Annotated in this window: 21 protein-coding genes; 11 read left to right on the top strand and 10 right to left on the bottom strand. The window is 75.0% G+C overall.

Annotation, left to right across the window (positions count from 1 at the left end; translation table 11 throughout):
* Nucleotides 1-33 precede the first annotated feature (33 nt).
* Entirely contained in the window at nt 34-1,641 is a 1,608-nt protein-coding gene (locus AB0J46_RS36355; protein WP_364338639.1) for a helix-turn-helix domain-containing protein, read from the bottom strand.
* A 45-nt stretch (nt 1,642-1,686) separates the two neighbouring features.
* On the opposite strand from AB0J46_RS36355, the gene AB0J46_RS36350 reads away from it, so the two are divergent.
* Nucleotides 1,687-2,220: a hypothetical protein gene (locus AB0J46_RS36350; RefSeq protein WP_364338638.1), complete on the top strand. Its 534-nt coding sequence runs from the start codon at nt 1,687-1,689 to the stop codon at nt 2,218-2,220.
* A gap of 65 nt (nt 2,221-2,285) precedes the next feature.
* Here AB0J46_RS36350 and AB0J46_RS36345 read toward each other — a convergent pair whose 3' ends face one another.
* On the bottom strand, nt 2,286-3,050 hold the full coding sequence (locus AB0J46_RS36345; RefSeq protein ID WP_364338637.1) for a SpoIIE family protein phosphatase: 765 nt from the start codon (nt 3,048-3,050) through the stop codon (nt 2,286-2,288).
* A gap of 287 nt (nt 3,051-3,337) precedes the next feature.
* On the opposite strand from AB0J46_RS36345, the gene AB0J46_RS36340 reads away from it, so the two are divergent.
* From AB0J46_RS36340 to AB0J46_RS36310, 7 genes are all read left to right on the top strand, one after another.
* A complete protein-coding gene (locus tag AB0J46_RS36340; RefSeq protein WP_364338636.1) occupies nt 3,338-4,540 on the top strand; it encodes a hypothetical protein in 1,203 nt (400 codons plus the stop codon).
* Nucleotides 4,537-5,655, top strand: a complete 1,119-nt coding sequence (locus AB0J46_RS36335) for a hypothetical protein (protein WP_364338634.1) — start codon at nt 4,537-4,539, stop codon at nt 5,653-5,655. The genes AB0J46_RS36340 and AB0J46_RS36335 overlap by 4 nt, the downstream gene beginning before the upstream one ends.
* Nucleotides 5,625-6,317, top strand: coding sequence for a sigma factor-like helix-turn-helix DNA-binding protein (locus AB0J46_RS36330; protein ID WP_364338633.1), 693 nt, complete (start codon nt 5,625-5,627; stop codon nt 6,315-6,317). The genes AB0J46_RS36335 and AB0J46_RS36330 overlap by 31 nt, the downstream gene beginning before the upstream one ends.
* 44 nt (nt 6,318-6,361) lie before the next feature.
* Entirely contained in the window at nt 6,362-6,760 is a 399-nt protein-coding gene (locus AB0J46_RS36325; protein ID WP_364338632.1) for a pyridoxamine 5'-phosphate oxidase family protein, read from the top strand.
* Nucleotides 6,761-6,871: 111 nt separating this feature from the next.
* Nucleotides 6,872-8,182, top strand: a complete 1,311-nt coding sequence (locus tag AB0J46_RS36320) for a hemolysin family protein (RefSeq protein WP_364338631.1) — start codon at nt 6,872-6,874, stop codon at nt 8,180-8,182.
* The gene (locus tag AB0J46_RS36315; RefSeq protein WP_364338630.1) at nt 8,179-9,180 is read left to right on the top strand and encodes a hemolysin family protein; all 1,002 of its coding nucleotides are present in this window, start codon (nt 8,179-8,181) and stop codon (nt 9,178-9,180) included. Before AB0J46_RS36320 ends, AB0J46_RS36315 begins: the two co-directional genes overlap by 4 nt.
* Before the next feature lie 82 nt (nt 9,181-9,262).
* Nucleotides 9,263-10,234 (top strand): glycosyltransferase family 2 protein, encoded by a 972-nt coding sequence (locus AB0J46_RS36310; protein ID WP_364338629.1) that lies wholly within the window; start codon nt 9,263-9,265, stop codon nt 10,232-10,234.
* A 4-nt stretch (nt 10,235-10,238) separates the two neighbouring features.
* On the opposite strand, the gene AB0J46_RS36305 is transcribed toward AB0J46_RS36310, so the two are convergent.
* From AB0J46_RS36305 to AB0J46_RS36270, 8 genes are all read right to left on the bottom strand, one after another.
* Nucleotides 10,239-11,477, bottom strand: coding sequence for a glycosyltransferase family 4 protein (locus tag AB0J46_RS36305; RefSeq protein WP_364338628.1), 1,239 nt, complete (start codon nt 11,475-11,477; stop codon nt 10,239-10,241).
* Nucleotides 11,474-12,727 (bottom strand): hypothetical protein, encoded by a 1,254-nt coding sequence (locus AB0J46_RS36300; protein ID WP_364338627.1) that lies wholly within the window; start codon nt 12,725-12,727, stop codon nt 11,474-11,476. Before AB0J46_RS36300 ends, AB0J46_RS36305 begins: the two co-directional genes overlap by 4 nt.
* A complete protein-coding gene (locus AB0J46_RS36295) occupies nt 12,715-13,461 on the bottom strand; it encodes an NTP transferase domain-containing protein (protein ID WP_364338626.1) in 747 nt (248 codons plus the stop codon). Before AB0J46_RS36295 ends, AB0J46_RS36300 begins: the two co-directional genes overlap by 13 nt.
* Nucleotides 13,462-13,469: 8 nt before the next feature.
* A complete protein-coding gene (locus AB0J46_RS36290) occupies nt 13,470-14,093 on the bottom strand; it encodes an HAD family phosphatase (protein WP_364338625.1) in 624 nt (207 codons plus the stop codon).
* A gap of 5 nt (nt 14,094-14,098) precedes the next feature.
* Entirely contained in the window at nt 14,099-15,286 is a 1,188-nt protein-coding gene (locus AB0J46_RS36285; protein ID WP_364338624.1) for a 2-phospho-L-lactate transferase CofD family protein, read from the bottom strand.
* Entirely contained in the window at nt 15,283-16,071 is a 789-nt protein-coding gene (locus AB0J46_RS36280; RefSeq protein ID WP_364338623.1) for a glycosyltransferase family 2 protein, read from the bottom strand. The genes AB0J46_RS36285 and AB0J46_RS36280 overlap by 4 nt, the downstream gene beginning before the upstream one ends.
* 4 nt (nt 16,072-16,075) lie before the next feature.
* Nucleotides 16,076-16,759: a hypothetical protein gene (locus tag AB0J46_RS36275; protein ID WP_364338622.1), complete on the bottom strand. Its 684-nt coding sequence runs from the start codon at nt 16,757-16,759 to the stop codon at nt 16,076-16,078.
* Nucleotides 16,760-17,159: 400 nt separating this feature from the next.
* A complete protein-coding gene (locus tag AB0J46_RS36270) occupies nt 17,160-18,377 on the bottom strand; it encodes a CoA transferase (protein WP_364338621.1) in 1,218 nt (405 codons plus the stop codon).
* A 198-nt stretch (nt 18,378-18,575) separates the two neighbouring features.
* Between AB0J46_RS36270 and AB0J46_RS36265 the strand changes: the two genes are divergently transcribed.
* The 3 genes from AB0J46_RS36265 (at nt 18,576) to AB0J46_RS36255 (ending at nt 20,525) form a co-directional block, all read left to right on the top strand.
* Nucleotides 18,576-19,409 (top strand): SAM-dependent methyltransferase, encoded by an 834-nt coding sequence (locus AB0J46_RS36265; protein ID WP_364338620.1) that lies wholly within the window; start codon nt 18,576-18,578, stop codon nt 19,407-19,409.
* 79 nt (nt 19,410-19,488) lie between these two features.
* The gene (locus AB0J46_RS36260; RefSeq protein WP_364338619.1) at nt 19,489-19,875 is read left to right on the top strand and encodes a hypothetical protein; all 387 of its coding nucleotides are present in this window, start codon (nt 19,489-19,491) and stop codon (nt 19,873-19,875) included.
* Nucleotides 19,876-20,108: 233 nt separating this feature from the next.
* Nucleotides 20,109-20,525 carry a MarR family transcriptional regulator gene (locus tag AB0J46_RS36255; protein ID WP_364338618.1) on the top strand — a complete coding sequence of 139 codons (417 nt, stop codon included), beginning with the start codon at nt 20,109-20,111 and terminating at the stop codon, nt 20,523-20,525.
* Nucleotides 20,526-20,546 lie beyond the last annotated feature (21 nt).

Genomic DNA, 20,546 nt, shown 5'->3' with positions numbered 1-20,546 from the left:
TCCACTCGGCCAAGGAAAATCCGGAGCCCCAGGTCAGGCGGCCAGGCGGACGGCGAGGGTGAGCAGCAGCCGGGTGTCGGGGTCGTCGAGGTCGACGCCGAAGCGCTCGCGGACGCGGCGCAGCCGGTAGCGCAGGGTGTTCGGGTGCAGGACCAGCCGGCGGGCGGCGCGGCCGACGTCCCCGGCGGCGTCGAGGTAGGCGGCGATCGAGCGGACCAGCTCGCCGCCCGCCGCCAGGTCGGCGTGGACCAGGTCGTACACCGGGCCGCTGCCGCGTTCCCACACCGGGCGGACGGCGTCCAGGACGCGCAGCACGTCCAGGGCGGGGCCGAGGTCGGCCGCCAGGGCGTGGCGGGGTCCGGCGTCGCGGGCGCGCAGGACCCGTACGACCAGGTCGGCCTCCTCCCGCGAGCCCGCCGCGACCAGCGGCGAGGCGGCCACCGACCCCGCGCCCACCAGCACCGCGGCGGCGCCCGGCGTCGAGGCGGCCAGCCCGTCCAGCTCGCGGGCCAGCCCGAGCACGTCCCGCTCGTCGCCGCCGCGCACCGGCACCAGGGCCAGCACCCGGCCGGTCTCCCGCAGCACCCGCACCCCCGTCCGGTAGGAGGCGGCGTGCAGTGCGAGCACCTCCAGCACCCGCTCCCCGGCCGGGCCCCGGGCCGCCGCGCCCTCGCCCGCGTCGGGGCCGGTCTCGGCGATCACTACGGCGCAGCGCAGGTCGGGCGGCAGGCCCAGCGTCCAGGCGTGGGTGCTCATGTCGCCCTCGCCGCCCAGCAGCCCGCGCAGCGCGTGCTCCTCGCGCAGCCGCGCGCCGCTCTCCCGCAGCCGGTGCTGCACCAGGTACGGCACCGCCACCTCCGCGGCCCGGCTCAGCGCGCTGGCCGCGTTGGGCGACAGGCTGCGGCCGTCGGCGGCGGCCCAGATCGAGCCCAGCATCTCCCGCCCGCTCCGGATGGCGATGATCAGCCGCTCGGGGGTGTCGCCGTCGGCGGGCCGGTGGATCACCTCGCCGGAGGACCACAGGGTGCGCAGCAGGCCGCTGCGGCGCAGTTCGTCCACCCGCCAGTCGGGCACCCGGCCGCCCAGGATGGTGGAGCGTCGCAGCTCGTCGGCCTCCGGCCCGGTGGCCGAGTGCGCCAGCACGCGGAACTGGGTGTCCTCGATGGTGATCGAGCCGCCGGTGAACTCGGCGACCACCGACGCCAGCGCGGCCAGCCCGCCGCCCGCCGTGGCCTCGGCCATCCGGTCGCCGCGTCCCGCCTCGCCGTAGGCGGCGGCCGAGCGCAGCAGGGTCGCCACGTCGTCCCAGTCGGCCCACTCGGCGCGCGCCAGCAGGGCGATGCCGACCTGCTCGGCCGCGTCGAGCGCGTCGTCGGCCAGGTCCTCGCCGGCCCGCACGACCACCGCCGCGGCGCCGCGCCGCGCCGCCTCGCGGATGGAGGCGGTGGCCGCGCCGGTGGAGTGGAACAGCCCGGCCGCGAGCACGATCCGGCCCGCGTACGAGCGGGCGGGCCCCTCGTCACCGATGATCATCCCGGACACGTGCACGTCCTGGCCCGACGGCGCGAGCAGCAGCCGCAGGACGCCGCCCTCGTCGAAGGCGAGCAGCTCGCGGAGGGTGATCTGCCCCCGTTTGTTCATGACGGGGAGCATACGCAGGTCACGACGCCTGGCAGGCTGGGGGCCATGCGATTCGGCGTACGCCAGTTCGAGCTGGCCCTGATGCACCGCATGCGCGACCTCAACCCGCCACGCGTGGAGCAGGCGCTGGCCGACCTGGACGCCTCCCGCGCCGAGCTGCGCGCCGCCCACGCCCACTGGACCCGGCTGGCCCACGCCCCTCGGGCGCCCAAGGGCCGGGCCGCGCTGCGGATGGCGCTCGGCCCGCCCGCGTACGCCGGCGAGGCCCCGTTCGGCAGCCTGACCTGCGACGTGGCCCGCTGGCGGCTGCCGTCCTGGCCGGAGCTGGAGTTCGAGGCGCTGACCGGCCCCGGCGGCGAGGTGTGGAACCTGTGGTTCGTGCGGCCCGGCGGCGACCGGCGGCTGTCGGCCGCCGATCTGACCCCGTGGGGATGCGTCGTGGCCGACGTGGCCGCGAGCTTCCCGGTGAGCTTCCAGGGCGAGGGGGCGGCCCCGCACCACTGGGCGGTCGACTTCGCCTGCGAGGGCACGCCCCGCCGCGCCCTGTTCGTGTACGGCCTCCTCCAGCGCCTGGCCTGACGCCCCGGCGTGCCACCCGGCCCCCGCCTTCGCGTCGGGTGGCACGTTCCACAGGCGGCCGGAGGTCAGGCGGTGACGAAGTCGGCGACGACCATCGTGGCGTCGTCCTTGGGCGCCGCGGCGGCCACCTCGTCGTACAGCCGGTCCAGGCAGGCGGCCGGGGACGGGCCGACGGCCAGCAGCTCGGTCAGCCGGTGCTCGCCCAGCGCCTTCAGCACGCCGTCGGTGACGACGGCCACGCGGTCGCCCGGCCGCAGCGGCACGGTGCCGACCTCGGGGTTCAGCGTGGAGGCCAGCCCGATCCCGCGCAGCAGCGGTCCGTCGTCGAAGGAGTGCGACGTGGTGAGCCGGCGCGGCTTGCCGCCCTTGGTGCAATGCCAGATCGCGCCGTTGCCCACGTGGGCGAAGCGCAGGCACGGCGTCTCCCCGGGGACGAGCACCAGCAGGTCCATCGTCGTGACCAGGGCCGGCTTGGACGGCGTGCGCAACGCGGCCCGCCGGACGGCCCGGTGGGCGGCCTGGGCGCACTCGTCCATGTCCTCCTCCCGACGGGCGGAGTGCTGCGGGCGGGCGGCGACCACGGCGCCCAGGGCCAGCGCGGCCGCCGTGTGCGCGACCTCCGTGCCGCCCTGCCCGTCGGCCAGCGCGATCAGCCGCTCCTGGACGACGTAGGCGTCGGAGGGGTGGCCGTGCGAGCCGTCGTACGTGCCGCCCGCGGTCACCAGCCGGGGCCGCGCCGCCGGCATGCCGGGCGGCCAGTCCCCCCGGCGGCCCCGGACCGCCATCACCGAGAGGCAGCCGAGCAGAATCGAGATCGAGAAAACAGTCATGATCGTCCCTCCCGTCGCGCGCGACGACACCTGTCCAGCACATCCCTCTTGCGTGGGATGCGACTGACGGCCGATCAGCCGTCGTGGCGGCACGACGGCCGATCAGCCGTCATGCCGCCCCGGGCCCGCGCGACCCACAGTGAGGCAGGGCGGCGCACGCGCACCGGAGCGCCGCCGGCCCCCCGAGGAAGAGCCATGGAAACAGCCGACCGTCATGACAGGAACAAGCCTGTTCAAAGTCGATATTGTGAGACCCGTCCTGTGCTCTCTTCGCGGGCGGATCGCACATGGCTCTCCCCGGCTCCACGCGTCTCGGCAAGAGGCTCGACCCGAGACACGACACGCGGCACGACACGAGGTACGACTCCGCGACCCGGCAGCTCGACAAGGCCGTCGCGCGTACCGCCGCGGGCGCGCGCGGGGCCGTCGGCCTGGTGTCGGTGGTCGCGGCCGGTCTCGGCGCGGTCCCGCCGGTCTCGGCCGCGTGGCTGGCGCCCGCGCTGGCGGCCGGCCTGGTGTGGACCGGGCTCTACCTGCGCCGGCTGCGCGGCGAGGAGCCGCTGCCGCACTGGCTGGTGGCCGGTGACGCGGCGACCACCGTGGCGGCCTGCCTGGCCCAGCGCCACCTGGTGCCCGTCCGGGCGTTCGACGCCGGGTCGAGCTGGATCGCGGGGCTGGTCACCATGACGATCGTCGTCATCGGGGTGACCTGGCGGCCCCGGATCGCCGTGCCGGCCGGGCTGGCCGTGGCGGGGGCGTACCTGGCGGGGGTGCGGCTCGCCGCGCCGTCCCAGGACGTGGCCGGCACACTGGGCATCCACCTCGTCCAGCTCCTGGCGATCGTGATCCTGATGACGCTGCTGCGCCGCTCGGCCGCCTCCGCCGACGCCTTCCTGCGCGAGAGCGCGCGGGCCGAGATCGCCCTCATGGTCGAACGCCTGCGCCGCGAGGACGAGCTGCGCCAGGTCGCCAGCATCCACGAGACCGCCCTGCACACCCTGACCATGGTCGGCCTCGGCACCTACGACGAGCCGTCGCCCACCCTGCGCTCCCAGGTGGGCACCGACCTGGCCGCGCTGGAGAAGCTGCGCGACCGGCCACGCCCCGAGACCGCCCCCATCGCCCTCGACGCCCTGCTCGACGAGGTGGCCGGCCGCGTGCCCGGCCTGGACGTGCGCCGCCGCCTGATCCCGCAGACCGTCCCCGGCGACGTCGCCGAGCACTTCGCCCGCGCCGTCACCGAGGCACTGGCCAACGTCGCGCTGCACGCCGGCGTGGCCGAGGCCGTCCTGGTCTCCAGCGGGCACGACGGCGAGATCCGGGTGGAGGTCGCCGACGCCGGCCACGGCTTCGACCAGGACCGCCTGCCGCCCGACCGGTTCGGCGTGCGCGGCTCGATCCTCGACACGATGAACGCGCTGCGCGGCGGCGGCGCCCGGATCTCCTCCGGCGACACCGGCACGCGGGTGAGCATGTGGTGGCGGCCGTGACCGACGACATCGAGCAGGTCGCCCAGCGCTACGCCCGCTACACCGCGCTCGGCGCGGCCGTCATCGCCGGGTTCTGGCACACCGGCTACGACCTCACCGTCACCGTCACCGGCTGGGGCTCCTTCCGCTGGCCGCTGCTCGCCGCGGCCGCCTGGGTCGTCTACACGGCGGTCGGCGTGATCGCTGGCCTGTCGCTCGCGCGCGCCTCGCGCGGCCCGGACCGCGTCCTCGGCCTGGCGGTCGCGGCGCTGGCCGCCGACGTCGCGGTGATCGTGGCCTGCCGCCCGCAGGACCTGCTCGGCATCAGCGACTGGGGATGGGGGTCGGTCGGCTGGCTGGGCGTCATGCTGGCCTGGAACCGGCCGCGCTGGCGGGCGGAGCTGGGCGCGTTCCTGGCCGTCAACGCCGCCGTCATGCTGGCCGCGATGGCCGTGGCCGGGGCGTTCGACCGGGTGTCGGTCGCCAAGTACCTGGTGGTCATCGTCGGCGGCGTCACCATGCAGCTCGGCTACACGGCGGGCTGCGCCCTGCTGCGCGCCCGCGCCGAGGACGCCGTGCTGCTGGCCCGCCGGCTCGCCGCCGACGACGCCTGGCGGGAGTCGGCCAGGAGCATCCACGCCGACCGCATCCGCAGGTACGCCGCCATCAGGGACGTGGCCGAGTCGCTGCTCCAGCAGCTCGCCGACGGCGCCGACCCCGGCGATCCGCGCGTCCGCGAGGACTGCACGGCCGGCGCCATGCGGCTGCGCCGCCTGATCACCGAGCGTGAGGACGTCCCGGACGCGCTGGTGGCCGCGCTGCGCGAGCGCATCGACGCGGCCGAGCGGCGTCAGGTGCTGGTGACCGCGCCGCCGTTCGGCGAGAACCTGCCCGCGCTGCCCGAGGGCGTGCGGGAGGACCTGCTCAGGGCGCCCGTGCTGGCGCTGGACGGCGCCCGCTCGCGGGCCAGGGTCACCGTGTCGGCGATGTCGGCCATGGTGAGCGTGGCCGTCGTCGCCGACAACGACGACCTGCCGGTCAGCCCCACGCCGGTGCGCGAGCCCAGCGGGGTCGTGGTCACCTACCAGCGCCAGGGAGGGGAGGTATGGGTCAACAGCATCTGGCAGCGCCCGTGACGGTCGCCCTGGTCGAGGACCACCAGGTGGTGGTGGACGGCGTGCGCTCCTGGTTCGGGCCGGGCAGCGGCGTCGAGCTGGTCGCCCAGGGGCCCACGATCGAGTCGGTCCGCGGCGTGGCCGCCGACGTGCTGCTGCTCGACCTCAACCTCAACGGCACGATGGTCGCCGACCGGGTGGGCGGCCTGTGCGCGGACGGCCAGCGGGTGATCGTCTTCTCCGAGCACGAGGAGCCCGAGATCGTCCGGGCGGTGCTCGACGCGGGCGCGTCGGCGTTCATCGGCAAGGGACGCGCCACCCGGGAGTCCTGCCTGGAGACGATCATGGAGGTGGCCGCCGACCGGCCGTCCGTGACGCTGCCCATGGCCCAGGCCATCGCCACGGACGAGGGCCCCCACCGCCCCCAGCTGTCGGACAAGGAGCGGGCGGCGCTGCTGTTCTGGTTCCAGTCGATGTCGAAGGCGTCGGTCGCGGCCCGCATGGGCATCAAGGAACGCACCGTGCGCCAGTACATCGACCGGGCCAGGGTCAAGTACGCGGCGGCCGGCCGGCCCGCGCCGACCAAGGAGAAACTGCTCATCTGCGCCATCCAGGACGGCCTGATCCGCCCCGACGAGGTCGGGATCTACACCTCGCACGCCCGCCAGGGCCCGCCCTCCTGAGCCTCCCCCGGCGGGCCGGATACGATGACGCTCGCCCTGAACCCTTGAGGAGGATCGTGGACCTGGCCGAGCTGGGCGAGGAGTTCGCCGCGTTCTGGCGGGAGCGGCACCTGTGCACGCTCGCCACCGCCCGCGACGGCGGCCCCCCGCACGTCGTGCCCGTCGGCGCGACCCTTGACCTGGACACCGCGACCGCCCGCGTGATCACCTCGGGCTCCTCCCGCAAGGCCCGGCTGATCGGCGCGGACGGCGCGGCGGTGTCGCTGTGCCAGGTCGACGGCCGCCGCTGGTCCACCCTGGAGGGACGGGCCGTGGTGCGCACCGAGCCCGAGCAGGTCGCCGACGCCGAACGCCGGTACACCGCCCGTTACAAGCCGCCCCGGCCCAACCCGTCCAGGGTGGTGCTGGAGATCCAGGTGACGCGCGTGATGGGCAACGTCTGATCACTGGCGGTTCGTCATGACTTCCGCACGCCCGAGCCGGATGCTAGCTTTCGCCCGTGGAGTCTGAGTACGACCGGCCGCCCGCGGCGTTACCCGAGGGCCCAGGCTGACGTGCTCCTCGACGCCGTCCACCTGCTCGCGGCCCTGGCCCTGATCCTGGCCAACGGCATCTTCGTCGCGGCCGAGTTCTCCCTCGTCACCGTCGAACGCGGCCAGGTCCGCCAGCTCGCCGAGGACGGCGACCGGGGCGCCCAGGGCGTCGAGGCCGCGGTGCAACGGCTGTCGTTCCACCTGTCGGGCGCCCAGCTCGGCATCACCGTCACCTCGCTGCTGCTCGGCGTCGTGGCCGAGCCCGCCATCGCCGACCTGCTCGACCCGCTGCTGGGCGGCGTCCCGGCGCTGCCGGTCGTGCTGGCGATCGCGCTGTCCACCGTGGCGCAGATGGTGCTGGGCGAGCTGGTGCCCAAGAACGCCGCGCTGTCCAGGCCGCTCGCGGTGGCCCGGCTGGCGACGCCGCCGCAGCGGGCGTTCTCGGCGGCGTGCGGGCCGCTGATCCGGCTGTGCAACGCGGTGGCCGACGCGATCGTCCGACGGCTCGGCGCCGAGCCGCAGGAGGAGCTGGCCTCCGCCCGCTCGCCCGAGGAGCTGGGCCTCCTGGTACGCCTGTCGGCCGAGGCCGGGGTGCTCCAGCCCGGCACCGCCGCCATGCTCCAGCGGGCCCTGCGCTTCGGCGGCAAGACCGCGGCCGAGGCCATGACCCCGCGTACGGACTGCGTGACCGTCCCCGGCACGACCAGCGTCGCCGACTTCCTCAAGCTGGCCAGGAGCCGCCGCCACCTGCGCATCCCGGTCTGCGGCGCGGAACGCGACGACATCCTCGGCATCGCCAGCGTCCCCGGCGCCTGCGCGGTGCCCCCGTCCGCCCGCGACGCGACCCCGGTGGCCGCGATCGCCCGGCCCGCCCTCCAGGTGCCCGAGACGCTGCGGCTGGAGGTCGTGCAGGAGCGCCTGGCCTCCGCCCGCGCCGAGATGGCGGTCGTGATCGACGAGTACGGCGGCCTGGCCGGCGTCGTCACCGTCGAGGACCTGGTGGAGGAGCTGATCGGCGACATCGCCGACGAGTACGACCTGCCCGAGGAGCAGTCCGACGAGCCCTCGCCCGTGCTGCTCGCGCCGGGCGCCTCCGTGGGCCTGCCGGCCCTTTTGCGCGCTGACGAGGTCGAGGAGCGCACCGGCTTCCGCATGCCGCAGGGCCCGTACGAGACGCTCGCCGGGCTGGTGCTGGCCGCGCTCGGCCGCATCCCGGACCCGGGCGACGAGGTCGCGGTGCGCGAATGGGTCCTGCGGGTGGAGACCATGCGCGGACGCCGGATCGAGCAGGTCACGCTGACCGCGCCGGGCCGGGCGGGGGAGCGCCGGTGAGCCTCGCCCAAGGGCTGGTCATCGTGCTGCTGCTGGCCGTCAACGGCTTCTTCGTGGGCGCGGAGTTCGCGCTCATCTCCGCCCGCCGGACCCTGATCGAGCCGCGGGCGCGCGAGGGGTCGCGGCGGGCGCAGGCCGTGCTCGCCGCCATGAACGCCGTCCCCACCATGCTGGCGGCGGCGCAGCTCGGTGTGACGCTGGCCTCGCTGGTGCTCGGCGCGGCCGGGGAGCCGGTGGTGGCCGGGGCGGTCGGGCCGCTGCTGGCCGCCGTGGGGCTGCCCGAGCGGCTGGTCCATCCGGTCGCCTTCGCGCTGGCCCTGCTGCTGGTGGTGGCCGCGCACGTGATCATCGGCGAGATGGTGCCGAAGAACCTGGCGCTGTCGGCGCCCGACGTGGCCGCGCTGTGGCTGGTGCCGCCGCTGTTCGTGCTGGCCAGGGCGACCCGGCCGGTGCTGACGCTGGTCAAGGCCATGGCGGGGGTGGTGCTGCGGCTGCTGCGCGTCCCGTCCGCCGAGGAGGTCCGTACGGTCTACACCTCCGGCGAGCTGCCCGTGCTCATCGAGGAGTCGCGCCGCCACCGCCTGCTCCGCCAGGACGAACGCGACCGCCTGATCGCCACCCTCGCCCTGCACGCCCGCCCGGTCGGCTCGGTGATGGTGCCGATGAGCGAGGTCGTCAGCGTGCCCGAGACCATCGACAGCGCCGGCCTGCAACGGTACGCCGGCCGCCACGGCCACTCCCGCTTCCCCGTGCACGGCGCCGACCCCGCCGAACTGCGCGGCTACCTGCACGTCCTGGACGCGCTGAACGGCCACGGCGCCGCCGAGCCGCTGCCCGTGCGCGCCCTGCCGCAGGTGCCCGCCACCGCCACCCTGGCCCAGGTGCTGGCCGTCATGCGCGCCCGCCGCGCCCAGCTCGCCGCCGTCGCCGACGAGTCGGGACAGGTGCTCGGCGTCGTCACCCTGGACGACGTGCTCGGCGGGATCCTGACTGGCTGAGACGGGGGTCTGTGCGAGATCATGGAGCAGGGCCGCGGGCCGTGGTGACCGCGACCGGGGAACTCGCCGGAGGGCAACGCTCGTGACGACGGTCTCGCTGATCGTGCCGTGCTACAACGCGGCCAGGACCCTGCGCCTGTGCCTGGAGTCGGTGCTGGCCCAGACCCGCCTGCCCGACGAGATCGTGGTCGTCGACGACGCCGGCTCCGACGGCTCGGCGGCCATCGCCGAGGAGCTGGGCTGCCGGGTCGTGCGCCTGCCCGCCAACCGCGGCGTGTCGGCGGCCAGGAACGCCGGCGTCGAGCACACGACCGGCGAGGTGATCTTCTTCCTGGACAGCGACGTGGCGCTGCGGCCCGACGCGGTCGCCAATGCCGTCGCGATCCTGGAGGCCGATCCGGGCGTCGGCTGCGTGCACGGCGTCTACGACACCGAGCCGCTGATCGACGACGGCCCGGTCGAGTGGTACCGGCTGCTGCACCAGGTCCACTGGCGGCGCCGGCACCTGGGCGAGGTCAACAGCGTCGTGTTCGCCCTGGCCGCCATCCGCCGCGAGGCGCTGACCCGGGCCGGCCGGCTCGACGAGAGCCTGCGCGACTGCGAGGACGTCGAGTACAGCAGCCGCCTGGCCGTCCACACCCGGATCGTGCTGACCGACGCCGTGTCCGGCCGGCACGACGAGGGCCACCGGTTCCTGCCCGTGCTGTCGGAGCAGTGGCGGCGGGCGCTGCCGCTGATCCCGCTCGCGCTGGCCACGGCCAGGCGGGGCGCGGCCAAGCCGGAGAACGCCAACAGCCGGGCCGGGATCCTCGCCTGCGCGCTGGCGCTGGCCTGCCTGCCGCTCGGCCTGTTCGCGCCCGCGCTGTTCGCGGTGCCCGTCGTGCTGGTCGGGTGGTTCGTGGTGGCCGATCCGGAGCTGCTGCGGTTCGTCCACCGGGAGCGCGGCCCGGCCTTCACCGCCTACTTCATGGCCGTGCACCTGGCCGTGCACGTGGTGCTGGTCACCGGGCTGGCCGTCGGCTCCCTGCGCGTCCTGCGGGGCGGCCCGGCCTGACCCTTCAGGAGCCGGGCGGCTTGAGCGCCGCCCGGTAGACCGCGGTCGTCGCCGCCGCCGCGCGCTCCCAGCTCAGGCTCTCGCGGACGAACCGCTCGCCGCGCTCGCCCAGCGACCGCCGCAGCGCCTCGTCCGACATGACGTCGATGATCCCGCGCGCGATGTCGGCCGGCTCCGCGGCCCGGACGAACCGCGCCGCGGGCCGCGCCGGGTCGTCCCCGAGGAAGATCCGGGAGAAGCCGTCGCCGAGGACCGTCGCCCGTCCCAGCGCCATCGCCTCGGTCGCGACCAGCCCGAACGGCTCGAACAGCGAGGGGAACACGCACGCGTCGGCCAGCTCGTAGTACTCCAGCAGCTCGCGGCCGGTGACGAACCGGCCCGAGGTGAGCACCCGCCCGCGCAGCCCGGCCGCGGCCACGATGCGCCGGACGCCCACCTCGTCCCCCTCGCCGACGATCAGCAGCCGCAGCCCCGGCACGGCGGCCGACGCCGTCCGCATCGCCTCCAGCAGCTGGTAGACGCCCTTCTGGCGTTCGATCCGGCCGACGAACAGCAGCACCCTGTCCCGCTCAGACAACCCCAGCCGCCGCCGCAGCGCCGCCGCGCCCCGCCGCAGCGCCTCCCGGTCGAAGGCCGGATCGGCGACGACCCGCTCGTACGTGCCGCCGAGCGGCACCACGTCGACGGGCGTACGCCGCCACCCCGCGGCGAGAAGCTGCTCGCGCACCTCGGGCGTGGCCACCACCACCCGCCGCGAGATCCGGGCCAGGTGGCGTTCCAGCGCCGCGAACAGGTTCAGCGGGTCGCGGATGCTGCGCTGCGCCGCCACCCCGTACTCGGTGGTGTGCACGTGCAGGACCACCGGCAGCCGCAGCAGGTGGTGGCAGAGCAGGGCGGCCAGGAAGTTCGTCGAGTCGTGCACGGCGACCAGGTCCGGCCGCCCGCCGCGGCGCAGCCGCCGCACGTACCGCCAGTCGCTGACCATGACCTGCGCGGCCAGCAGCAGGAACTCGGCGCGGCGGGTGCGGTTGAGCCGCCGCCCGCGCGCGCCGGGCAGCCGGACGCGCGGCCGGTGCACGGTGACGCCGTCCACGCGCTCGTCCACGGGCAGGCCGCCGACGTTGAGCGTGTGGACGGTGAGCTCGTGGTCGCGGGCGAGCCAGGGGGTGATCAGCTCGACGTAGCGGCCGAGCCCCGCCGTGACGTTGGGCGGGAACTGGTTGACGACGCAGGCGATTCTCATGACAGGTCCTTGAGGTAGACGCGCGCGGCCGTCACGGCCACGACGGCCAGCAGGAGGAGGTTGACCAGCGCGAACCCGGCCAGTCCGCCGGCCACCCCGTGCCACCGGACGCACCAGGCCGGCACGGCCAGCGCGACCGGCGCGCTCACCATCAGGCAGCCGATCAGCACGCGGGCGCCGCGCACCCCGTCCATGGACAGCGCCACCGAGTACAGGTTGAACGCCGTGTGCGCCCCGATGCCCAGCGCCGACAGCGTCATCAGCCCGGTCGCGTACGGGTAGTCGCCGCCCATCAGCAGGAAGAACACCGTGCTCGCGGCGAAGGAGAAGACCGCCGTCGCCACCGCCACGGCCGGGACCAGCCGGGCGATCCGCCGCATCAGCACCGGTTTGTCGGCGGTCGCCATCGCGGGCAGCAGCACCAGCAGCACGCCGTCGGTGAACACCACGCCGAGCAGCCGCTTGGGGAAGCCGTTGTAGACCGCGTACACGCCGACGTCGGCCGGGGCCGCCCAGTGGTTGAGGTAGAGCACGTCCACGCCGAACAGCAGGCCGGTCAGCGCGGCGACGGCCGTCACGTACGCGCCGTGCCGGTAGAGCGAGCGGGCCAGCCGCGCCGAGAACGCCCGCGGCCGCACCCCGGCCGCCGCCGTCGCCACCACCGCGAACGCCGCGTTCGTCGCGATCAGCGCGACCAGGTACGGCCCGGCGTCCCTGATCCCCAGCACCAGCAGGCAGAAGCAGGCGGCGCCCAGGTAGGCGGCCGCGACCGCCAGCTTGAGCCGGGCCACCAGCGCGAACCGGCCGAGCCCGCGCAGGAACCCGTCCGCGAGCTGGTTGACCGTCATCGACGCCGCCAGCGCCAGCCCGTAGGCCAGCGCCGGGACGTCCACGTTCAGCGCGGGCGTGAGCAGCGGGGCGGCCAGCAGGCCCAGCCCGGCCAGCCCGGCGCTCATCGCCAGCGTCGCCGCCAGCGCCGTCGTGACCAGCGCCGGACGCTCGCCCGGCGCGGCCCGCGGCAGTTCCTGGAGCACGACGTAGTGCAGGCTCGTCAGCATGACCACGGTGACGATCAGCGCGATCGACAACACCACCGTGAACCGCCCGAACGCGCTCGCCCCCGCGCCGCGCGCGACGACCAGCGTGGTGGCCGCCGCGATGCCGCTGGCCGCCGTGCTCACCAGCGTCGGGCCCGCCGCCCACCGGCGCCCCCGGACCAGGCCCGCCGCGCGGCCCCTCAGCCCGTGCACCGCGCGTACGCCCGCCGGGCGAACTCCAGGTCGTCGGCCGTGTTGACGCCGCGCGCCTCGGCCGGGTCGGTCACCGGCACGACCGTCACCGGCCAGCCCTCGGCCCGCGACAGATGCGCCAGGAACGGCAGGAAGTTCACCTCGCCGGTGGCCGCGCCGCGCGCCGCGCCCGCCGCGTACCGCTCCCACGCCTCCCGCAGGCCCGCGGTGGCCAGGCAGAACACCCCGATGTCGCTGAGCCCGCCCGGCCGGCACACCTCACCCTCGCGTGACTGCCGCACCCGGACGAGCGCGTCCCCGGCCAGCTCGTACTCCACGTACGGGTCCTCCATCGGCACCAGCGGCAGGGTCAGCCCCTCGCCCGGATGGGCGGCGACGACCCGGCGCACGGTCCGCGCCGACAGGTTCGCCTGGTCGCCCCAGACCACGAGGATCGTCTCGTACCCGGCCCAGTGCCCGGCCGCGCCGAAGATCGCCGCGCCCATCCCGGTCGGCCGCTCCTGCACGCTCACCGACACCCCGGGCGTCCCCGCCACCAGCTCGCCGAACGGGCCCGCGCCCGCCGGGGACACCACGACGTGCACGTGCCCGGCCGCCGGGCGCAGCCGCCGGTGCAGCACGTCCCACACGGTGACGCCGTCGGCCAGGCCGATCATGATCTTCGGGAGGTCGTGGCCGAGCCGCGTCCCGCGTCCGGCGGCCGGGATCACCGCGCACACCCGCCGTTCACTCACGTCGCCGATCACCTCTCCAGCAGGGACACGATGTGGTCCAGGTCGGGGGCCGCGACCGCGCCGGGCGCGGGCTCGGCGGTGTGCACGTGCAGCGTCGCCAGCCCGGCGCCGACGGCCGAGGCCACGCCGTGCGCGCAGTCCTCCAGCGCGACGGCCGCGGCCGGCCGCACGCCCCAGCGGCGGCAGGCCGCGGCGTAGAACGCCGGGTCGGGCTTGCTCACCGGCACGTCGTCGGCGGTCAGCACGTCGCGCACCGGCAGCGGGCACGCGGCCAGCACCCGCTCCACCGAGGCCCGGCTGCCGCCCGTGACCAGGTAGGCGGCCCGGCCCGCCGCGCCCAGCGCGTCCAGCAGCCGGCGCACGCCGGGGAACGGCCGCACCAGGCCCGCCTCGACGTAGCCGCGGTAGAGCCGCTGCTTGTGCCGCGCCAGCCGGCCGGCCGCCGCCGGGTCGCCGGTCAGCCGGGCGGCCACCGCGGCGGTGCTCGCGCCCGCGTGGTCGGCGTAGCGGAAGGTCTCCAGCGCGCCGGGCGCGTGCTCGGCCAGGGCGTGGCGGAAGGCGGCCTCGTGCGCCGGGGCCGAGTCCACCAGCGTGCCGTCGAGGTCGCACAGCCAGACCGTCCAGGGCAGCATCCGGCTCACCCGGCCCGCGCCAGCGGCGCCTCGCCGAGCACCGCGAGCAGCGCCTCGGCCGTACGCGGGCCGCGGTGGGCGCCGGGCCTGGCCGGGTCCTCCAGGTCGGCGCTGATCCAGCGCGCCCCCGCCCACGAACCCCGGTCCAGCACCCGGGCCGGCACGGCGGGCGCGCCCGCGCCCCGGCCGCTGAGCACGTGCGTGATCGTGGCCCGCTCGTTGCCCGGGTCGCCCAGGTAGGCCAGCGTGCGGTCCACCAGGTCGGTGGCCGTCAGCCCCTGGACGTCGTGGTCGCCGCCGACGTTCACGACGAACACCCTGGCCGCGGCCCGGCTCCCGGACACCGCCTCGGCCAGGCCCGGGGTCAGGTAGCTGGGCAGCAGCGAGGAGTGGGGGGTGCCGGGGCCGTACACGATCAGGTCGGCCTCGGCCAGGGCCAGCAGCGCCTCGGGGTTCGGCGTGACCGCGGCGGACCGGCGGGCCAGCAGCTCGCGCACCCGCTCGGCCGGGCGGCCCGCCAGCGCGGCGCGGTCGGCCGCCGACAGCGGCTCGCGCAGCAGGAACAGGCCGGTGATGGGCAAGCCGTCCTGCGGCGCGACGATGTCGGCCTCGTCGGCCAGCACCCGGCCGTCCTGCTTGAGCGCGACGAGGAACGCGTTCTCGCCGCCGGTCACGTTCAGCAGCCGCACCGGCGAGCCGAACGTGCGCGCGCACGCCCGTACGGCCGCGTTGAAGCCCTCGCCCAGCCGCAGGTACGCCCCGGCGAACACCAGGTTGCCCAGCGCGCAGTCGGCCAGGTCCAGCCCGCCGGGCCGGTCGGCCAGACGGTCCGCGACGACCCGCAGCTCCCGCGCCGCCTCCGCCGGGCCGGTCGCGGCGACGTCGCCGATCAGCGCGTCCAGGTCGGCCGGGGTGGTGCCGGGCGGCAGCCGGCGTTCCAGCAGCGTGTGGCGCGGGTCGCCGGGGTCCAGGTGCAGCAGCAGGTTCTTGCGGAAGTCGGACGGGCCCAGCATGCCCGGCAGCCAGCGGCGCAGCGCGCCCGTGGACAGCCCGTTGTCGTACCCGTTGACCAGCAGCGACAGGCTCGTCCCCGGGGTGCGCAGCAGCGCGCGGGCGATGCCGGCGCCGCCGCGCCCGCCGCCGAACAGGGCCACCGACACGGTACTCGTCACGGTGCTCGTCACTGTGCTCATCGCACCTCCTCCAGCGGGGAGCGGCCCAGCGGGAACGGCGCGAGCGGCGCCCGCAGCACGCCCCGGCGCAGCAACCAGCGGCGCAGCCCGAGGTAGCCGACGAACAGCGCCCGGTCGCGCGCCCCGCGCCAGAACCGCCAGCCCCGGCTGCCGCCGCCCCGCTCGCGGTGCTCGATCGGCAGCTCCTCCCACACGTGCCCCAGCTCGGCCACGCGGGCGGTGATCTCGGTGGAGCAGTTCATCCCCGCCGACTCCAGCGGCAGCGCCCTGAACAGCGGGCCGCGCACCACCTTGAAGATCGAGTTGAAGTCGCGGTAGCGGGTGCGGTGCAGCAGGTTGCTGACCGCGCCGCTGGCCGCCGACCCCCACCGGTACGGCAGGCTGTCGGCCTTCCTGACCCGCGCCCCCGAGAAGGCGGGCCCGCCGCCCGCCCGGATGCGCTCCAGGAACGCGTCGAGGTTGGTGATCGGGAACTGGCCGTCGGAGTCGAGCAGCACCACCCAGTCCAGCCGGGTGCGCGCGACGGCCGCGGCGATGGCGGCCCCCGCGCCCCGGTTGCGCGCGAAGGTGACGACGACGAGCTGCGGGCAGTCCTCCCGCAGCTCGCGCAGGATCCGCCCGGTCGCGTCGGAGCTGCCGTCGTCGCACACGACGATCTCCCACGTGGCCACCCCCGGGTGGCGTTCCAGGTAGTCCCGCCATTCCGTCACCGCCGCCGCGATGTTGTCCGCCTCGTTGTACGCGGGTGCCGCCACGGAGACGTCGACGGCCGGCCTGTTCGGCAAGGGGTCACCTCCTCCGGGTGGCGTCCGGGTCGGCGCCGGCCCCGGTCAGGCGCCCGATCCAGCGGTCCAGGGGCAGCAGGTTGATCCCGGCGAGGACCGGGACGTGCGCCAGCGTGAACACGACCGCCCCCCAGAACGGGATCGGCCCGCCGGTGAACAGGTTGATGTGCGGGGCGTCGATCCGGTCGGGGATCTCGACCGGGTTGACCACCTGCCACATCACGTCGAGGAAGCCCGAGAACACGATCAGCACCCCGCTCGCCATGATCTTCAGGCAGCGGCCCGGCGAGCCGCCCCCGATCCGGTACGCGGCGGCGACCGTCAGCACGATCCCCGGGTAGAGCAGCAGGTACAGGTGCGTGTAGAAGTCGTCGCCCTGGGCCCGCGCGCCGTCGCCGTAGTAGAACCAGCTGATTCTCGGGATGAGGTAGCCGGTCAGGAACACGAACGGCGCGTACAGCAGCCAGTGCAGGCGCGGCGACACCCACGGGAAGAACGCGATCGCGCAGCACAGGCAGGCGAAGGCGAGCAGCTTGGCGGCGAGCTGCCAGGCGGCGTCGATCTCGCGGGCGTGCGGGGTGGCCAGCCAGACGAAGGCGAAGCCGGCCGCGCCGACGGCCAGGGCGATCCACCAGATGTGGGCGGCCCAGGGGCGCGGGGCGTCGAGCAGGGGGTCGGGATGGTTCACTACCGGTCCTCGTGGGCGTCATCGAAGGGTCACGGGAGCGCTCCCAACGCAGTATGTCACCTGTCACGGCGGCGGCCACCGCAATATCGGATAACGGACTCACCGGAACTTGCGGGCATGCTGACTAACCGTAGTGTCCGCCTGAAAGTCCAGCTCAGCGGCTATGGCGCGGCTGGTGGAACGATGCAGGAGAAGAGTGACCGCAAATGGCCTGCCTGCGATGTCAAGACCCGGCGCGGAGTCCGGAAGTACGGCGTTCCGCCCCTCGCTTTTTACGTGAACGTTTGACCATCTTCGGATAACTCCAGCTCGGCGGGTATTTCTGTCTGTTGGGAGCGCTCCCGCGAGTTCTCATCTTTCAGGCCCGGAACCCCTGTTTCGGGCAGGTCCAAAATGCCCGTCAGCCGACCACGCCCTCCGCGCGCAGGACGGCCACCTGTGCCGGGGGCAGGGACAGAAGCTCGCCGAGCACCTCGTCGGTGTGCTCGCCCAGCTCCGGCGCGGGCGACGGCGGGGCCTGGCGGCCGTCCAGGAGCAGGGGGCCGCCAGGGGCCAGGTGCGGGCCGACGCCCGGCTGGTCGAGCGGGGCCATCAGCGGCTCGGCGCGCAGCGCCGCCGCCCCGCCGGCGGCCAGCTCCTCCAGCGTCCGGTACCGCGACCACAGCACCGACGTGCCCTTCAGTCCCTCCTCGGCCTCGGCCGCCGTACGCGCGGCGAACCAGGGCGCGAGCAGCCCGCCCAGCGCCTCCCGGTGGGCGTAGCGGTCGGACTCGGAGCGGAAGTCGGCGGGCAGCGCCTCCTCCAGCGCCGACACCACGCGCGACAGCCCGGTGGCGGCGACCAGGTCCCGCCAGTGGCGTTCGGTGAGCACCAGGACCATGAGCCGCCGCCCGTCGGCGGTGGCGAAGTCACGGCCGAAGTCGCCGTAGAGGTCGTTGCCGATGCGCGGCCGGCCGGCGCCGCGGAGCTGGGCCTCGGCCAGCAAGCCCAGGTTGCCCATGGTCGCCAGGGCGACGTCGTGCAGGGCCACGTCGAGGCGGCGTCCCCGGCCGGTCGCGGCCCGGTGGCGGTCGGCCGCGAGCAGGCCCACGGCCAGGTACAGGCCGCAGGCGACGTCCCAGGCCGGCAGCACGTGGTTCACCGGGCCGTCGTGGCCCGCGGGGCCGGTCGCGTACGGCAGGCCGAGCCCGGCGTTGACCGTGTAGTCCACGGCGGGACGGCCGTCGCGGTGGCCGAGCAGCCGCGCGTACACCAGATCGGGACGGCGTCCGGCCAGCTCCTCGTACGACAGCCCGGCCCGGGGCGGCGCGTTGGTGAGCACCGTGCCCGCCGCGACGGCCAGGTCGGCGACCAGCGCGCGCCCCCGGGCCGAACGCAGGTCGACGGTGACCGAGCGCTTGCCCTTGTTCAGCCCCGCCCAGTAGAGGCTGCGGCCGGAGGGCGCGAGCGGCCAGCGCCGCGCGTCGGGGCCGCCGCCGACCGGATCGATCCGGACGACCTCCGCCCCGAGCTGGGCCAGCGTCATTCCCCCGAGCGGCGCGGCGACGAAGCTGGACAGCTCCACGACCCGCATCCCGGCCAGCGGTGCGGCCTGCTCCTGCGCCACGGCCACCTCCATGTCGATCCGCCGATCCTACGCGCGGACGGCGGCCTGATGATCTAGCCCGGAAGTTCTGGTAACAAACATTTCCCGAAATAACCGGTCTGCCCCATTGTCATTAACTGGAATTGTTGGAACATATGGTCTGAGTCACGAGTGAAGTCCAAAGATCGCCTACCGCAAGAGGGTGGCGGCGAGGGGAAAGGGGCAACGCTCATGCGCCAGCGTGCTGTCCGCAACTTGGCCAGGCTTGGCACGGCGCACGCCAGGATCACGCGGATACTTGACGCCGCCGCGGGCGGGAAGAACAACTTCCTCGCCGACAGAGACCTGGTGCGCCATTTCGATCAAGTAACTCCCGTCGCCACCACCGCGGCCCGTGCCGTTCTTGAATACCTGTCGCGGGTGATCCGTCATTTGGCCGCTGTCGAAGGCGTGGACCAATTCATGATCGTGGGAAGCGGGGTGCCGAACGGCCCTTCGGACGGCAGCCGCCTGCACGAGGTGGCCCGCCTGACCTCGCCCGGCCCGGACGTCCGCGTCGTGTACGTCGAGAGCGACCCGATGGCTCTGACGCTGGCCCAGGCCACCATCGAGCCCTTCTGCGACCTGGTCCGCGTGGTCGACGGCGACGTGCGGGAGATGGACGAGATGCTCGGCGACCCGGTCGTGCAGACGTTCCTCGACTGGGACCGGCCGATCGCCGTGCTGCTGCTGTCGGCCCACAGCCTTGACGACGAGTGCGCCCGTACCGTCGTCAAGCGGCTGCGGCACGCCGTCCCCGAGGGCAGCTTCCTCGGGCTGCTGCACATCACGTTCGACGGCGTGCCGGGGGAGCTGGCCCCGGCCGTGCGGGGCATGCTGGCCATGACGTTGCCCGGCCTGAACGTGCGCACCCGCGCCGAGGTCGCGGACCTGCTGGACGGTCTCGACCTGCTGGAGCCGGGGCTGGTGTGGGTGCCCGAATGGCGTCCCGCCGACGGCGACCCGGCCTGCGCGGACGCCCCGGCCTCGTCCGGCAACTACGGAGCCGTGGCCCGCATCCCCTGACCCCCCACCGGACGGCCCTCGCGGCCTCCCCGCCCCCGCCGCGAACGATGACGCGGCCTCTCCGCCCCTGCCCTGAACGATGACGCGGCCTGCGGGCGACGGCGCCGCGCTGTTCGACCGCCACGCCCGGCGATCCACCTCGACGTCCCCGCGCCGGCTCGGCCCGCAGGCCGCCGACGACATCGTGGCGCAGACGTTTCCGGCCGCCTTCCGCCGCCGCGGCTCCTGCGACCCCGCCACCCGCCTGGCGGCCAGGCCCTGGCCGTACGTCATCGCCACCAAGCTGATCGCCCGGCACCGCCGCGCCGAGGCGTGCTCCCGCATGCGCCGCGTGCGGGTCAGGCTGCTGACCGCAGTGCGGGCCTCGCGCCGCCCCGGTGGCGTCCCGCGCGTCCGGTGTGGCGGCTCGCGGCGGCTCCCGGGCACGTACGGCGTCCCTGAGCGCCCGCAATTCATCACCATTTGAAAACCTCAGGTGAAAACTACTGTAATGGGTAGTGAACACCGTCGCTCCGCCGGACGGCGGCGTCGTCCTGGCCCGTACCGGCCGGGGGGTGCGTCGAGGGCGGCCCGCCTGCTAGGACTTTCCTTTTGGTCGTCGGTGGTGTGATGAATAGGTGGCCCGTTATGTGGAAAAATGTCGGACCAGCGGCCTCGGTATTCCAGGGCCGCTCCACGACGCCGCTCGAAGGTACGGGCATGGACGACTCGGCATGGCACATCGAGGAGGCGTCCCTGGTGCTGGTGGAGGCGACGCTCGACGCCATGGCCGCGCTGGGCGACCTGTCGGTGCCCCGCCTGCGGGTGCTGCTGGCGGTCGAGCGGCACGGCCCGATGAACCTCCGCTCCCTGGCCGACCGCCTGGACATGTCGCTCTCTGCGGCCGGCCGGGTCGTCGATCGCCTGGACACCGCCGGCCTGTTGAGCCGGGCCCCGGCCGCCCACAGCCGCCGGGAGATCCGCATCAGCACGACCCCGGCCGGCCGGGAGGTGCTGGAGCGACTGCGCGCCGCGCGCCGGCAGCGCATCGGCCAGGCGCTGGAGAAACTGGCCCCGGACGACCACAGGACGCTCGTCCACGTGTTGCGGCGGCTGACCGAGGCGGCCGACTCCTGAGCACCTGATCCGCCCACATCA

It is taken from the genome of Nonomuraea sp. NPDC049758 (assembly GCF_040674635.1).
In the GTDB taxonomy this organism is placed as follows: Bacteria; Actinomycetota; Actinomycetes; order Streptosporangiales; family Streptosporangiaceae; genus Nonomuraea.
The sequence above is the reverse complement of the archived record's forward strand: the minus strand, read 5'-3'. Positions and strand labels throughout refer to the sequence as shown.

Coding starts and splice junctions, on each gene's coding strand:
- AB0J46_RS36355 (WP_364338639.1), bottom strand. CDS start 1,641: ATGAACAAACGGGGGCAGATCACCCTCCGCGAGCTGCTCGCCTTCGAC.
- AB0J46_RS36350 (WP_364338638.1), top strand. CDS start 1,687: ATGCGATTCGGCGTACGCCAGTTCGAGCTGGCCCTGATGCACCGCATG.
- AB0J46_RS36345 (WP_364338637.1), bottom strand. CDS start 3,050: ATGACTGTTTTCTCGATCTCGATTCTGCTCGGCTGCCTCTCGGTGATG.
- AB0J46_RS36340 (WP_364338636.1), top strand. CDS start 3,338: ATGGCTCTCCCCGGCTCCACGCGTCTCGGCAAGAGGCTCGACCCGAGA.
- AB0J46_RS36330 (WP_364338633.1), top strand. CDS start 5,625: ATGGGTCAACAGCATCTGGCAGCGCCCGTGACGGTCGCCCTGGTCGAG.
- AB0J46_RS36305 (WP_364338628.1), bottom strand. CDS start 11,477: ATGAGAATCGCCTGCGTCGTCAACCAGTTCCCGCCCAACGTCACGGCG.
- AB0J46_RS36290 (WP_364338625.1), bottom strand. CDS start 14,093: ATGCTGCCCTGGACGGTCTGGCTGTGCGACCTCGACGGCACGCTGGTG.
- AB0J46_RS36285 (WP_364338624.1), bottom strand. CDS start 15,286: ATGAGCACAGTGACGAGCACCGTGACGAGTACCGTGTCGGTGGCCCTG.
- AB0J46_RS36270 (WP_364338621.1), bottom strand. CDS start 18,377: ATGGAGGTGGCCGTGGCGCAGGAGCAGGCCGCACCGCTGGCCGGGATG.
- AB0J46_RS36265 (WP_364338620.1), top strand. CDS start 18,576: ATGCGCCAGCGTGCTGTCCGCAACTTGGCCAGGCTTGGCACGGCGCAC.
- AB0J46_RS36260 (WP_364338619.1), top strand. CDS start 19,489: ATGACGCGGCCTGCGGGCGACGGCGCCGCGCTGTTCGACCGCCACGCC.
- AB0J46_RS36255 (WP_364338618.1), top strand. CDS start 20,109: ATGGACGACTCGGCATGGCACATCGAGGAGGCGTCCCTGGTGCTGGTG.